Genomic DNA, 13474 nt, shown 5'->3' with positions numbered 1-13474 from the left:
GCGGATACTTCAGGGAACCGACCACGAAATGCTCTCAGCCGAGTAGCTCGCGCACCACACCGTCGGCGAGCAGCCGTCCCTGATCGGTGAGCACCAGGTGATCGCCGCGCAGTTCAGCGCGACCGTCCGCAACGATCTGCTCGGCCGCCGCGACTCCGATCCGGTCCAGATCCTCCATCGGGAGTCCGGTGCGCAACCGCACGGTGAGCATGACCCGCTCCATATAGCGCTCTTCATCGCCGAGCGACTCCCAGTCCGCGGCGGGCAGTCCACCCTTGCCCACGCGATCGGCGTAGCGCGCCGGATGCTTGACGTTCCACCAACGCACTCCGCCGAGATGGCTGTGTGCGCCGGGCCCCGCGCCGAGCCAATCGCCACCGTCCCAATACCCCAGGTTGTGGCGGCAGCGGGCCTCATCGGAGGACGCCCAGTTGGAGACCTCGTACCAGGTGAGACCCGCAGCGCTCAGGCGCGCGTCGATACGTTCGTAGCGGGCGGCGAGCACGTCGTCGTCCGGGGCGGGCAGTTCGCCGCGGCGGACTCGGCGGGCCAGCGCGGTGCCGTCTTCGACGATGAGCGAGTAGGCCGAGACATGGTCGACGCCGGCGTCGAGTACCGCGTCCAGGCTTGCGTCCAGATCGCTGTCGCGTTCGCCGGGTGTTCCGTAGATCAGATCCAGGTTGACGTGCTCGAAGCCGACCGCGCGGGCCTCTTTGGCGGCGGCGACCGCTCGGCCCGGCGTGTGGGTGCGGTCGAGGACCGCCAGCACGTGCTGTGCCGCCGACTGCATGCCGAGCGAGACCCGGGTGTATCCGGCGGACCGGATCCGCTCGAAAAAGGCGGGTGAGGTCGACTCCGGGTTCGACTCGGTGGTGATCTCGGCGTCGGCGGCGAATACGAACTCGCCACGGATCGCGTCCAGCACTTCGGCCAGACCGTCTCCACCGAGCAGCGACGGTGTGCCCCCACCGACGAACACCGTCGCCACTTCGGGCGTCGCGCTCGGCAGGTCTGCGAACTGCCGCGCCGCGGTCGCCAGCTCACCCTTCAGCGCCGTCATCCACGATTGCGGCGAGGACGAACTGCCCAGCTCACCGGCGGTATAGGTATTGAAGTCGCAGTACCCGCAGCGGGTCGCGCAGAACGGCACGTGCACGTAGATGCCGAACGGACCCCCGCCGAAATCGCGCAGCACCGGGACGGAGGCGTCGGCGTGCGGTGTGGTGACGGCGGGAGAACTCACCGTTCCAGTGTGCCCGTGCCCGGCATCGCGATCGCACGCGACCTGGTTGTTCCCGACCTCATGTGCCCGTCCGCTTGATTTGGGCGGCCATCTGTGTGGGTGTGTGGGCCGCCACGGGCGCCCCCACCCCACCGCGCAGCGTTTGCGGGGCGTGGCGGGTGGCCGGCTTCTGGAGCAGGCATCTCCGGCACCTTCACCGAACCCACCCGGGTGCGCGCCGTGGTGCGCGGCGGCGAGACGCCGCCGACCCCGTGGTACTTGCTGCCGGTCGTGCGCGATGCAGGGAGCCGGCTACCCAACCCCGGGGAGCATCCCCATATGCGCTGGTAGAGCGCCCGCGGGCAGGCACCCGCCGCATAATCGGTGGGCGGGTGTCGGTGCCGCGCGTTAAACTTTGAGCATCCACAGCGCATGATCTCCACCGCGCCGGAGCAGGGCCGATACCGCCGGACAGGCGGTAGCCGCCACGGGTGCGGGGGGCGGGTGATGCGGCGGCTCCGAGACCGGAAAGCAGGCTATAGCCACTACGTGAGAACCCAAGGTGAGATCGGCGACCCGGCGACACCCGCGGCCGGCAATGGTGCAGGCGGCAGCAGTTCGGGTCCCGCGGCACGCACCGTACGTTCCAGTATCGAACTCGCACCTGAGTCCGTCTTCCCGTTCCTTGGATCGGCCGACCAGAATCTGCGTGAACTCGAGGATTTGCTCGACGCCGATATCCACGTGCGCGGTAACTCCGTCACCCTCACCGGACCGGCCGCCGACGTGGCGCTGGCCGAGCGCGTCATCGAACAGCTCGTCGCGCTGACCGGCCGCAACCGGGTGGTCACGCCCGAGGCCGTCCGCCACACCGTGTCCATGCTGACCGAGGGCACCGCCGAGTCGCCCGCCGAGGTGCTCAGCCTCGACATCCTGTCCCGGCGCGGCAAGACCATCCGCCCCAAGACGCTGAATCAGAAGCGGTATGTCGACGCCATCGACGCCAACACCATCGTGTTCGGCATCGGTCCCGCAGGTACCGGCAAGACGTATCTGGCCATGGCCAAGGCGGTGCAGGCCCTGCAATCCAAGCAGGTCAACCGCATCATCCTTACCCGGCCCGCCGTCGAAGCGGGCGAACGCCTCGGTTTCCTGCCCGGCACCCTCAACGAGAAGATCGACCCGTATCTGCGTCCGCTCTACGACGCCCTGCACGACATGATGGATCCGGAAGCCATCCCGAAGCTCATGGCAGCAGGCGTCATCGAGGTCGCGCCCCTGGCGTATATGCGTGGCCGAACGCTCAACGATTCGTTCATCATCTTGGACGAGGCGCAGAACACCACGGCCGAGCAGATGAAGATGTTCCTGACCAGGCTCGGGTTCGGCTCGAAGATCGTGGTCACCGGTGACGTCACGCAGGTCGACCTGCCCAACGGGTCACGGTCGGGCCTGCGGGCGGCCAGTGAGATCCTCACCGAGATCGAGGACATCCACTTCGCCGAACTCAACAGCAGCGACGTCGTCCGCCACCGCCTGGTCTCCGACATCGTCGACGCCTACGACCGCTTCGAAGCCGAAACCCGCCCGGTCGGCCCACACATGCCCGGCAACCGCGCCCAGCGCCGCGCCGCCAACCGCACCGGACGGCGATAACTCATCTCATTCCTCGCGGGGTTGCGGTCGGACGGTGTCCGGCCGCACCCATTAGGCTGACCTGGTGAGTATCGAGATCGCCAACGAGTCGGGTATGGACGTGCCCGAGGAAGATCTGGTCGGTGTCGCGCGGTTCGTGATCGCGCGGATGGATGTGCACCCGGCCGCGGAGCTGTCCATGGTGCTTGTCGATCTCGACACCATGGCCGACCTGCATATGCGGTGGATGGATCTGCCGGGGCCGACCGATGTGATGTCGTTCCCGATGGACGAGCTGGAGCCCGGTGGGCGGCCCGACAGTCCCGAACCCGGCCCCTCGATGCTCGGCGATATCGTGCTGTGCCCCGAGTTCGCCCTGGCCCAGGCCCGCAAGGCGGGCCATTCTCTCGACCACGAACTCTCGCTGCTCACCGTGCACGGTGTGCTGCACCTGCTCGGCTACGACCACGCCGAGCCGGAGGAGGAGAAGGAGATGTTCGCGCTGCAGGCCCGGCTGCTCGAAGAGTGGTACGAGAGCCTGCGCGAGGCAAGGCGCCGCGCCGAACTCGCCGAACGTGACGCCAGGCTGCTGGGAAAGGCGGGCTTCACGACGCCGGGTGATTCCCGGGCGTGAACGCGCTGACCCTGATCGTCCTTGCCGTCCTGCTGGTCCCCGTCGGCGGTATCTTCGCCGCCGTCGACTCCGCGTTGAACACCATTTCCCCCGCCCGCCTCGACGATATGGTGCGCGCCGAGCGTGCCGGCGCAGCCCGGCTGAGCCGCATCGTCGAGGATCGGCCGCGCTATGTGAATCTCATGGTGCTACTGCGCATTCTGTGCGAGATCACCGCGACCGTCCTGCTCGCGGCCGCGCTCGCAACCATGTTGTCCGACGGCTGGGCGCTGGTGCTGACCGCGGTCATCATGGTGCTGGTCGACTATGTGGTGATCGGCGTCGGGCCGCGCACGCTCGGCAGGCAGCACGCCTATTCGATCGCGTTGGCCGCCGCGCTGCCGTTGCAGTTCATCGGTGCGCTGCTCGGTCCGGTCAGCAGGCTGCTGATCCTCATCGGTAATGCGATCACCCCCGGTAAGGGTTTCCGCAACGGCCCGTTCGCCTCCGAGATCGAGCTGCGCGAGGTGGTCGATATGGCCCGCGAGCGCGGCGTGGTCGCCGACGACGAACGCCGGATGATCCAGTCGGTCTTCGAGCTCGGCGACACCGCGGCCAGGGCGGTGATGGTGCCGCGCACCGAGATGGTGTGGATCGAGCAGGACAAGACGGCCGCGCAGGCAACCTCGCTTGCCGTGCGCAGCGGGCATTCGCGGATTCCGGTGATCGGCGCCAACGTCGACGACATCCTCGGTGTCGTCTATCTCAAAGACCTTGTGCAGTATGGCGATCGCGGCCGCGCCGTGCGGGTCGGCGACGTCATGCGGCCCGCGGTGTTCATGCCGGACTCCAAACCGCTCGACGATCTGCTCGACGAGATGCAGCGCCGCCGTAACCATATGGCGTTGCTGGTGGACGAATACGGCGGTATCGCGGGTCTGGTGACCATCGAGGATGTGCTGGAGGAGATCGTCGGTGAGATCGCCGACGAGTACGACACCGATGAGACGCCACCAGTCGAGAAGCTCGACGACGACCGCTACCGGGTGTCGGCGCGCCTGTCGGTCGAGGATCTCGGTGAGCTGTACGGCTTCGATATCGACGAGGAGGACGTCGACACCGTCGGCGGTCTGCTCGCTCATGAGCTCGGCCGGGTCCCGCTGCCCGGCTCCGAGATCACCGCGCACGGGCTGTTGCTGCGTGGCGAAGGCGGACCCGATACCCGCGGCCGGGTGCGCGTGCACACGGTGGTGGTCAGCCGGGCGGTCGAGGGTGACACGGCATCGAACGGCAACGGCGTGGCGCGGGAAGTCCCGGCCGGCCGAGACGAACAGGAGACACCGAATGACTGAACTGGATGCCGAGGACAACAAATTGCTGGTGCTTGCGCGTGGGGCGATGGCCCGCACCGAGGGCACCAGCGGAGCCGCGGTCCGAGATACCGACGGCCGCACCTATGCCGCGGGCGAGGTGAAGCTGGAGGCGTTGCGGCTCACCGCGTTGCAGGCTGCGGTCGCTGCCGCGATTTCCAGCGGCGCGGAAGGTTTCGAGGCCGCCGTGGTGGTCGGCGGCAAGTTCTCCGATTCGGGGGTGACCGCGGTGCGTGAGGTGTCGGCGCAGGCGCGGATCGTGTTCACCGACCGCGCGGGCGCGGTGTTCGATATCGCCGAGGGTTTCGAGGTGCAGGGTGGCTGACCGATCCGCTTCCACGAAGTCCGGCGAATTCCGTTCCGGCTTCGTTTGTTTCGTCGGCAGGCCGAATACCGGCAAGTCGACGCTGACCAACGCGCTGGTCGGCGCGAAGATCGCGATCACGTCCTCGCGGCCGCAGACCACCCGCCACACCATCCGCGGCATCGTGCATCGCGAGCACACCCAACTGATTCTGGTCGACACGCCCGGTCTGCATCGGCCGCGCACTCTGCTCGGTCAGCGGCTCAACGATCTCGTGCGTGATACCTACTCCGAGGTCGACGTGATCGCGCTGTGCATCCCGGCCGATGAGAAGATCGGCCCCGGTGATCGATGGATCGTGCAGCAGATCAAGCAGATGGCACCGAAGACGACACTGCTCGGCGTGGTCACCAAGATCGACAAGGTCGGCCGTGACCAGGTCGCCGCACAGCTGCTCGCGGTATCGCAGCTGCTCGGCCCCGAGGCCGATGTTGTTCCGGTGTCGGCGGTCAAGGGCGAGCAGGTCGAGGTCCTCGTCGATGTGATCGCGTCGAAGATGCCGGAGGGGCCCGCCTTCTATCCCGACGGTGAGTTGACCGACGAACCCGAGGAAACCCTGATGGCCGAGCTCATTCGCGAGGCCGCGCTGGAGGGCGTTCGCGATGAGCTGCCGCATTCGCTGGCCGTCGTCATCGAGGAGGTCCTGCCATACGAGGAGCGCGAGGACATGCTCGACGTGCATGCGCTCCTGTATGTGGAGCGGCCGAGTCAGAAGGCTATCGTCATCGGTAAGGGCGGTTCCCGGCTCAAGGAGGTCGGCACCAATGCCCGCAAGCAGATCGAGCACATCCTCGGAACCCGCATCTATTTGAACCTGCACGTGAAGGTCGCCAAGGATTGGCAGCGCGACCCGAAACAGCTGGGCAAGCTCGGTTTCTGAACGCCCTTCACGGATACGACAACCGGTTCCGGCAGTGGGCGGTGACAAGCCCGATCGAGGACTGGTTGCCGCGCTGAAACGTCACCACCAGGATTCTGGGCGCTGCCGCTCCCAGTGCAGCTCCGATTCCAGTTGCGCAGCAAGCGATACCAGCAGCGGCTCGGTATTCGCTGTGCCCATCAACTGGGCACCGACCGGCAGCCCGGTCGCGGTGAACCCGGCGGGCACGTTGACACTCGGCCAGCCAAGCACGTTCCACGGCCAGGTGTACGGGCATGCGGCGGTGATCAGATTGTTGGTGGCGACGACACCGATATCGTCGATCTCCTCGGCGCGCGGCGGGGGAGTGGCCGTCGTCGGGGCGAGCACCACATCGAAATCATCGAAGAACCGCCCGATCCGCCGATGCAGCAATGTCTCGGCCTGGCGCGCCGCGAACAGCGCGGGCCCGCTCAGCAGCTGACCTGTGCGCACATTGGCGATCGTGCGTGGGTCGACCCTGGCGCCGGGCATCCGGTCGTGCACCGCCCGAATACCCGCCATCGAGCGAGGCAGGAACGAGGCGCCCATCATGACGCCGTAGTGCAGGTTCGTCACCGTGACCGAATGGCCCAGCTCGCGCAGGGTTTTCGCGATGTGGTGCACCCCGGCCTCGACCTCTGGGTGCAGTTCGGTTCGGGTGGCGGTGAACGGGATGTTCAACGACAGCGCAATACGCAGCCGACCCGGGTCGCGGCCCACCGCGTCGGAAAGGGTCAGCGGTGCCGGGGTGTGCTTGTCACCGTGGTGCGGACCCGCCGCGGCGTCGAGCAGCAGTGCCGCATCACCGACGGTGCGCGCAAGTGGGCCGTTGACGGTGAGCCCGTTGAATGCCTCGGCCAATGGCCAGGTGGAAATCCGGCCACGCTGCGGTTTGATGCCGACCAGGTTCGTCCACGCGGCCGGGATACGGACCGAGCCCGCACCATCGGAACCCAGCGCGGCAGGTACCAGTCCCGCCGCCACCGCGGCCGACGAACCACCGGACGAGCCGCCCGGCGTATGCGCCCGACCCCATGGATTGCGGGTGTGTCCGAAGGCTGCGCCGCTGGTGAACGGTAACTGTCCGTATTCGCAGGTGTTCGTCTTGCCGACGATCACCGCACCTGCCGCGCGCAGTCTGCGTACCGACTCGGCGTCCTCGGTCTTCGGCGCGAAATCCCCACCGGCGCCGAACGCGGTCGGTTCGCCCGCGATATCGGTGTCGTCCTTCACCGCGATCGGCACACCGAGCAGCGGAAGCCGCTCACCCGCCGCGATTCGCCGGTCCGCCTCCGCGGCCTCGGTCAGCGCCCGCTCCCGGCGCACGATCCGGAAGGCGTTCAGTGACGGCTGGCTGGCTTCGATGCGGTCGAGCGCGTCGGTGGTGGCGGCCACCGAAGTGATCGTCGAGCCCGCGATGGCCTCGGCCAGTTCGGCCAAGCCTAGGTCCCGCACGGGCGCCCCCGCTCGGTTCATCGTGTTGTCTGGCACCGCCATGTGAGCCCCGTCTCTTCGTTCCTCTGCTGTGACGGTAGCGCGGATCTGGTCGGACGTCCAGGTCGCTTCTCTGGTGGGCGGTTCCGTGGGACTGTAGACATACATACGGCATGTATGTAACAGTGACGGTGTCCGATCCACAGGGGAGAAATCATCATGGGAATCAGTCCTTCGCTCGGCCGGATCCACGACGTCGAATTGCCCGCCGGGCGCATCCGCTACCACGACACCGGCGACGGCCCACCGGTCGTTTTCGTACACGGTGTGCTGGTCAATGGCGATCTGTGGCGCAAGGTCGTGCCCGAGGTTGCGGCAGCCGGTCACCGCTGCCTGACCCCGGATTGGCCCCTCGGGTCGCATACGGTCGCGATGCCCGGCGCGGATCTCACCCCGGCCGGTGTCGCCGACATCATCGCCACGTTCCTGGAATGCCTCGACCTCACCGACGTCACGATCGTCGCCAACGACACCGGCGGGGCCATCACCCAGATTCTGATGACCCGCAACCCCGCGCGGATCGGCCGCGTCGTGCTGGCTTCGGTCGACTGCTATGACAAGTTCTTTCCCCAGCCGTTCACCCTGCTCGGCAAGCTCGCCCAGCTGCCGGGCTCCGTGCGCCCCGTCACCGAGTTCTTGCGCATCCGCGCTCTGCACCGGCTCCCGTTAGCCTTCGGCTGGGTCGCCAAACGCCCGATCCCCGACGAGATCGTCGACTCCTACCTGCTCCCGAGCCGCACCTCGGCCGCCATTCGCAAGGATGCCCGCCGCTTCTTGAAGTCGGCCAACTCCCGCTACACCCTCGACGCCGCCACCCGCTTCCCGTCTGTCACCTTCCCGGTTCTGCTGGTCTGGGCCCGTGAGGAGAAGCTCTTCCCCGTCCCACTCGCCGAACGTATGGCCGGCGAACTCCCTGACGCCACCCTGAAATTCGTCGACGACGCCTACACCTTCCTCCCGGAGGATCAGCCCGAGCAACTGACCCAGCACATCCTCGAGTTCCTGCGCGAGCGCGCGGTGCGATAAGCGCAACTGGACCGAATCCGGCCGTCGGTTCCCGCTCGATTCGCTGAGTTCGGCGTCGCGGAGCCTCGATCGGCCGCTGCAGATCCGGGGCGCTCGTTAGTGACCCGCCGGCCGTGCCTGCACATCCAGTGACCGGAGGTCCATTGCCGACGGGTTCGGATCCTGTGGACTGCCGAAGTCTCCGAGTTCGAGGATTCCCTCGGCTGCCGCGACGACGATCGCGTCCAGCTCCTGCGGGACCGGCCCGCCGACGTGCGGTCGAACTAGGCCATATGGTGCCTGGCTGACCGCCATCCGCACGAGTGCTGCCCGTTCGGGGTCGTGGACTGTGCCATAGCGACGTCCGGCGAGATCGTCCAGCGCGGCCCACACCTCATCGTTCACGGCCCGGACCTCCGCTCGCAGGTCCTTCGGGGCTGTGACTGCGAGCTCGGAGTGCCGGTACAGCATCATCGCCCGAGCCTCGGCGGGAAAATCGCGACAGTAGCGGGGTATGTGAACTGCACACCTGCGCAATGCCTCCCGGGCATCCGGGGTCGCCGCGGCGGCGAGATAACCCTCGTGGAAACGCCGGATCGACCTCAGCCATAGGGAGGCCATCAGGTGATCGCGTGATGCGAAGCGGTAGTACAGCGAGCCCGTCGGTGCTCCGATCAGTGCGCACACCTGGGCCAGGGATGCGTCCAGACCGTGCTCGAGCACCGCGTCGCGGGCGCCGTCCAACAGCTCTTGTTGGGTGAACTTGGGTCTTGCCACCACTTCAGGTTAGCGGTATTTCTAGAGTATGACTTCTAGAAACCTAATTCTAAATGTTGGGTCGGTAGGTCGACGGGGGGACCAATCGATCGTGGCCACCGTGCCGAGGTGGGGTGTTGTTGCTGCGTGGATCGCCTGTCTGGCCGCGCTGCCGACGGTGTTGTGGCGCATCCTTCTCGGGATGGGTTTCGACCTGGGCACGCCGGACGCGTGGCGGGCGGAACAACTGATCCCGGGCGGCGGCACGGCCTACGTCTTAGGGCTCGCGGCTCTGCAACTGCTCGCAGCGCTGGCTGTGGTGCGCATGGTCCGCCCCGGCGGGGATCGCGTGCCCCGGTGGAGTCCGATCCTCGCAGGACGCCGCGTGCCCGCCGCCCTGGTGTGCGGCATAGCGCTCACAGGGGCCGCGATACTGGTCGCCCTGTGCGCGATGAGTATCCACCGCTGGTCGAATGTAGATCCGTTCGCGGGCGAACCCGGCTCGGCCTGGAACAGCTTCTGCACGGGCTGCTATCTCGCGGTGCTGCTCTGGCCGCCCGCGCTCGTCATCGCGGTGATCGGCTACGCCATCAGCCGTCGCCGCGATCGACACCAGGATGTTGTCGCCTGATCGACGACACATCGGCACCTACCGACGATCGTCGGGCCAGTGGTATTCGATCTGCTGGTCGTCGATCGCGACACCCTGACGGCGCAGGCTGTCGATCACTTGGGCGGTGATGTGGCGGGGTGGGCGGTAGTGGGTGCTGTGGTCGGAGATGACGCGGATGACGCCGAACGACGCAGCGAGTTCGCCTGCGCCGGCAGACGGTGCTCCGGCCAGGAAACTCGAATGGTGGAACCGGCCGAGGACGTGGTGCGGGGAGGAGTAGAGGACACCGTCGGCGTCCATCGAGAAGATCGCCCGGCCACCCTGCGGGGTCCACAGGGTGCGTGCGGCCGCGGTGTCGAACAGCTGCCCGCGGCCGTCGTAGAGGCGACCGTCCCGGATCTGCAGCCGATACGGCTGACGCTCCCGCTCGTCGAGATAGGTGACCTGGCTGCCGTTCCAGCGCGCGTTCCCTGGCAGATGCTCACCGACGAACTCGGGCTGGATCGGCGTGGTGCGATACCGCCCGCGCTGCCCGTCGGCCGACGGCAATAACGGAGTGACCTGCCGCGGTTCGAGATCGGTGCCTTCGATCAGCTCGCGCAGCACATCCGCAGCCGCATGATCACGACTCGTGGTGAGAATCGCGATGCCGCTGGTCTCCGGCCAATACGGTGCAATGAACCCGACCTCGGCGCCCGACCGCAATCGCAGCAGTAGAAATGCCTGCTGAGAATCATTGCGCCGCTGGAACGATCGGCCGAGCACCTGCTCGATTCGCCACACCGGCCGATTCGACACCCCGATCGCCGACCCGTTCGCGAACTCGTCGAACCGGCTGTCGGGCAGACACCGAAACGGTGGCTCCGCCCACGGCCGCATACCGTCCAGCCGCCCGAGGACCGCCGCGAGAAACCACCGGAACTCCGCTTCGCCATGCTCGGTCGACATCGAGGCCGTCAGCCGATCCTCGGAATCCAACCCCTCGATCAGCGCCCGATACCCCTCCTCAGGGCTCACCCCCACAAACGGCCGCGCCACCATCGTGTCCGCGATCTTCTGCACAGTGCTCGACGAATCGAGATCATCGAACTGCACGCTGTACAGAACCGCGTCGACAACGCCTCGCCATGAGAGCGAAGTCATCACATTGCCTTCCATAGATCAGGTTCGAACAGGGCCCGCATGGTGAAATCGATCGGTTTCGTCAGGATGTCCCGGTGTCCCAGTGATATTCGACCTGCTGATCATCGATTGTGACACCTTGGCTACGGAGATTGTCCACGACCTGTTCGGTGATGTGGCGCGGAGGACGGTAGTGGGTGCTGTGATCTGAGATCAACTGCACGACGCCGTTCATGGCCGCGATTTCCCCGGCACCGGCGACCGGGGCTCCCGCGAGGAGGCTCGAGTGGTGGAACTGGCCGAGAACATGGTGCGGGGATGAGTACAGGGTGCCGTCGGCATCCATGGTGAATATCGCTCGGCCACCCTGCGGTGTCCACAACGTCTTCGCTGCCGTCGTGTCGAACGGCCGCCCCTCGTCGTCGTACACGAATCCATCACGAATGTGCAGGCGATACCGCTGCCGCTCATGCTCGTCGAGGTAGACGACCTGGCTTCCGTTCCATACCCGGTTCCCGGGGAGATTCTCTCCGGCGAATTCTTCCCGGAGAGGGACGGTTTCGTAGGCTGATCGAGCGTTGTGTTCGCCCGTAGTCGAGGGCGTCCGCAGCGGAATGATCTCCTGCGACTCCAGATTGGTGTGCTGGACGAGCTCGGTCAGTATCTCCATGGCCGGGCGATCACGATCGGGGGTAACAATCGCCACATCGTTCGTTTCACGCCAATAGGGCCAGATGAATCCGATCTCGGTTCCCGACCGCAGCCGGAGAAGCAGAAAGTCCGGGAAGATATCCTCGCGCCGTATGAAGGTCTTGCCGAGGAGCCCCTCGAGAGTCGCCACCGGGCGATCGGCGATCGCGATCGCATGACCGTCCATAAAATCTTCGAAGCGCTCGTCCGGGAGCAGTTCAAATGGTGGTTCCGGCCATGGGCGAGCCGAATCGAGGTGCTCGATTACTGCACCGAGAAATCTCCGGAACTCCGCGTCGGTGTGCTCGGTGGGGACCTCGCGGGTCAATGAACCACTGGCCCGTACCGCCTCGGTGAGTGCCTGGTACTCGTCTTCCGGGGCCAGGTTCCACAGCGGTCGTGTGAGCAATCCGTCCGCGACTCGCGTGACCACCGCCGAATCGAGAGTCTCCTCGAACTGCACGCTGTACAGCACCGCATTGGCAAGACTTTGCCACTGGGTCGTATTCATTGATCGAAGTCCTTCCGGTCAGTCCCAGTTTCGTGCCATGCACTGCACTTGGTTGTTCGCGATGGGAATACCTCTGCTGCGCAGGTTCATCACAACCTGGTGGGTGTAGCGCTGTGGCGGCCGATAATGACCACTCGAGTCGGTTACCAATTGCAGTACACCGTCGATGACCTCGAGTTCGCCTGCACCCGCGACCGGCCCACCCGCGAGGAAGCTCGAGTGATGGAATTGCCCGGGTGCGTGATGTAGCGAGGCGTAAAGGTTTCCCTGATTATCCATGACGAAGATGGCGCGGCCGCCGCCACTATGTGCGGAATGCGCACGCCTGGTGTCGAAGAGCTGGCCATTTGCGTCGTATATTCGCCCGTTGTGGATGAATAGTCGGAACTGTTGGCGGTCGACCTCATTGAAGTACGCCACGTGCGAGGTTCGCCACCGAGCGTTACCAGGCAGGTGCTCGCCATGGTACTCGGCCTGCATTTCGCGTGTGTCGAACCTCGGCTGTTGGGGCGGCGGGACCTGGTTGAACGGACCCGGCTGTTGAGCGTCTGGTGAGCCGTCCGGCCGCCCGCCTTGTGAGGGATTGTGCGTTGGCGGCGGAAATCCTTGGTGCGCAGGCGATCCCGTGGACCTCGGCGGGATGTCGGGGCGTGCCGGAGCACGTCGGAACCAGTCGCGCCACCCTCTGCGCTGACGGTGCTCCGGCGTCGCGTGGGGTTGCCTCCCGTTCGGATTGTGTGGGCTGTGGGGAGCCGCAAGGTTGTGCGGGACGTGCGGAGGGCTCGGGTGCCGCTGCGGGGGCGCTGATTGCGGGGTCATCGGTGGCCCCGGGTTGTGATGGCGCGGTGGCTGCGTGTGCGTGGGAGGGTGCTGCGAACGTGTTGGTTGGTGGGGTGGCCGGGTTGGTTGGGGCTGCGCCGGATGGGTCGGCTGCTGCGGTCGACGCGCGGGCGGCGTGGATTCCGGTGCGCGGGTGATGTGTTCGTCGCCGCGTGGTGGCGAGGTCGGCGGCGTGTGTCGCGCAGGGTTCGCACCTTGCGGTGGAGTTGTGTGGTTGGGCGTGCCGGCGCGCGGCCACCAATCCGGCAGCTGGGACCTGCGGCGGTGGAAATCCGGGTCTTGGTGGGCGTAGCGAGGTGGGGCGGGGGCGGGATTTCTGGTGCCTGCGGGGCGTTCGG

General features: G+C 66.5%; 13 protein-coding genes. 7 read left to right on the top strand and 6 right to left on the bottom strand.

Annotated elements, in window-relative coordinates; all coding sequences use genetic code 11:
* Positions 1–34: 34 nt before the first annotated feature.
* On the bottom strand, positions 35–1243 hold the full coding sequence (hemW, locus tag GV792_RS27105; protein ID WP_163827820.1) for a radical SAM family heme chaperone HemW: 1209 nt from the start codon (positions 1241–1243) through the stop codon (positions 35–37).
* A 546-nt stretch (positions 1244–1789) separates the two neighbouring features.
* On the opposite strand from hemW, the gene GV792_RS27100 reads away from it, so the two are divergent.
* The 5 genes from GV792_RS27100 to era all read left to right on the top strand — a co-directional run bounded on the left by GV792_RS27100 (position 1790) and on the right by era (position 6084).
* The gene (locus GV792_RS27100; protein ID WP_163827839.1) at positions 1790–2878 is read left to right on the top strand and encodes a PhoH family protein; all 1089 of its coding nucleotides are present in this window, start codon (positions 1790–1792) and stop codon (positions 2876–2878) included.
* 64 nt (positions 2879–2942) lie between these two features.
* Positions 2943–3491 (top strand): rRNA maturation RNase YbeY, encoded by a 549-nt coding sequence (gene ybeY, locus GV792_RS27095; RefSeq protein WP_163827819.1) that lies wholly within the window; start codon positions 2943–2945, stop codon positions 3489–3491.
* Positions 3488–4822, top strand: coding sequence for a hemolysin family protein (locus tag GV792_RS27090; protein ID WP_163827818.1), 1335 nt, complete (start codon positions 3488–3490; stop codon positions 4820–4822). The genes ybeY and GV792_RS27090 overlap by 4 nt, the downstream gene beginning before the upstream one ends.
* Entirely contained in the window at positions 4815–5165 is a 351-nt protein-coding gene (locus GV792_RS27085) for a cytidine deaminase (protein WP_163827817.1), read from the top strand. Before GV792_RS27090 ends, GV792_RS27085 begins: the two co-directional genes overlap by 8 nt.
* Positions 5158–6084: a GTPase Era gene (gene era, locus GV792_RS27080; protein ID WP_163827816.1), complete on the top strand. Its 927-nt coding sequence runs from the start codon at positions 5158–5160 to the stop codon at positions 6082–6084. Before GV792_RS27085 ends, era begins: the two co-directional genes overlap by 8 nt.
* Positions 6085–6165: 81 nt before the next feature.
* Here era and GV792_RS27075 read toward each other — a convergent pair whose 3' ends face one another.
* Positions 6166–7581: an amidase gene (locus tag GV792_RS27075; RefSeq protein ID WP_375154369.1), complete on the bottom strand. Its 1416-nt coding sequence runs from the start codon at positions 7579–7581 to the stop codon at positions 6166–6168.
* A gap of 177 nt (positions 7582–7758) precedes the next feature.
* On the opposite strand from GV792_RS27075, the gene GV792_RS27070 reads away from it, so the two are divergent.
* Positions 7759–8625 carry an alpha/beta fold hydrolase gene (locus tag GV792_RS27070; RefSeq protein ID WP_163827814.1) on the top strand — a complete coding sequence of 289 codons (867 nt, stop codon included), beginning with the start codon at positions 7759–7761 and terminating at the stop codon, positions 8623–8625.
* 96 nt (positions 8626–8721) lie between these two features.
* On the opposite strand, the gene GV792_RS27065 is transcribed toward GV792_RS27070, so the two are convergent.
* Positions 8722–9381, bottom strand: a complete 660-nt coding sequence (locus GV792_RS27065; RefSeq protein WP_163827813.1) for a TetR/AcrR family transcriptional regulator — start codon at positions 9379–9381, stop codon at positions 8722–8724.
* Between the two features lie 91 nt (positions 9382–9472).
* Between GV792_RS27065 and GV792_RS27060 the strand changes: the two genes are divergently transcribed.
* On the top strand, positions 9473–9991 hold the full coding sequence (locus GV792_RS27060; RefSeq protein WP_163827812.1) for a hypothetical protein: 519 nt from the start codon (positions 9473–9475) through the stop codon (positions 9989–9991).
* 18 nt (positions 9992–10009) lie between these two features.
* Here GV792_RS27060 and GV792_RS27055 read toward each other — a convergent pair whose 3' ends face one another.
* The 3 genes from GV792_RS27055 to GV792_RS27045 all read right to left on the bottom strand — a co-directional run bounded on the left by GV792_RS27055 (position 10010) and on the right by GV792_RS27045 (position 12716).
* On the bottom strand, positions 10010–11116 hold the full coding sequence (locus tag GV792_RS27055; protein ID WP_163827811.1) for a hypothetical protein: 1107 nt from the start codon (positions 11114–11116) through the stop codon (positions 10010–10012).
* 61 nt (positions 11117–11177) lie between these two features.
* A complete protein-coding gene (locus tag GV792_RS27050; protein WP_163827810.1) occupies positions 11178–12296 on the bottom strand; it encodes a hypothetical protein in 1119 nt (372 codons plus the stop codon).
* Positions 12297–12314: 18 nt separating this feature from the next.
* A complete protein-coding gene (locus tag GV792_RS27045; RefSeq protein WP_163827809.1) occupies positions 12315–12716 on the bottom strand; it encodes a hypothetical protein in 402 nt (133 codons plus the stop codon).
* Positions 12717–13474 lie beyond the last annotated feature (758 nt).

This window comes from Nocardia cyriacigeorgica, assembly GCF_010868145.1.
GTDB lineage: Bacteria > Actinomycetota > Actinomycetes > Mycobacteriales > Mycobacteriaceae > Nocardia > Nocardia cyriacigeorgica_D.
The sequence above is the reverse complement of the archived record's forward strand: the minus strand, read 5'-3'. Positions and strand labels throughout refer to the sequence as shown.

Excerpts from the sequence above, each read along its gene's own strand:
- GV792_RS27085 (WP_163827817.1), top strand. The coding sequence starts at position 4,815 with ATGACTGAACTGGATGCCGAGGACAACAAATTGCTGGTGCTTGCGCGT.
- GV792_RS27075 (WP_375154369.1), bottom strand. The coding sequence starts at position 7,581 with ATGAACCGAGCGGGGGCGCCCGTGCGGGACCTAGGCTTGGCCGAACTG.
- GV792_RS27070 (WP_163827814.1), top strand. The coding sequence starts at position 7,759 with ATGGGAATCAGTCCTTCGCTCGGCCGGATCCACGACGTCGAATTGCCC.
- GV792_RS27055 (WP_163827811.1), bottom strand. The coding sequence starts at position 11,116 with ATGACTTCGCTCTCATGGCGAGGCGTTGTCGACGCGGTTCTGTACAGC.
- GV792_RS27050 (WP_163827810.1), bottom strand. The coding sequence starts at position 12,296 with ATGAATACGACCCAGTGGCAAAGTCTTGCCAATGCGGTGCTGTACAGC.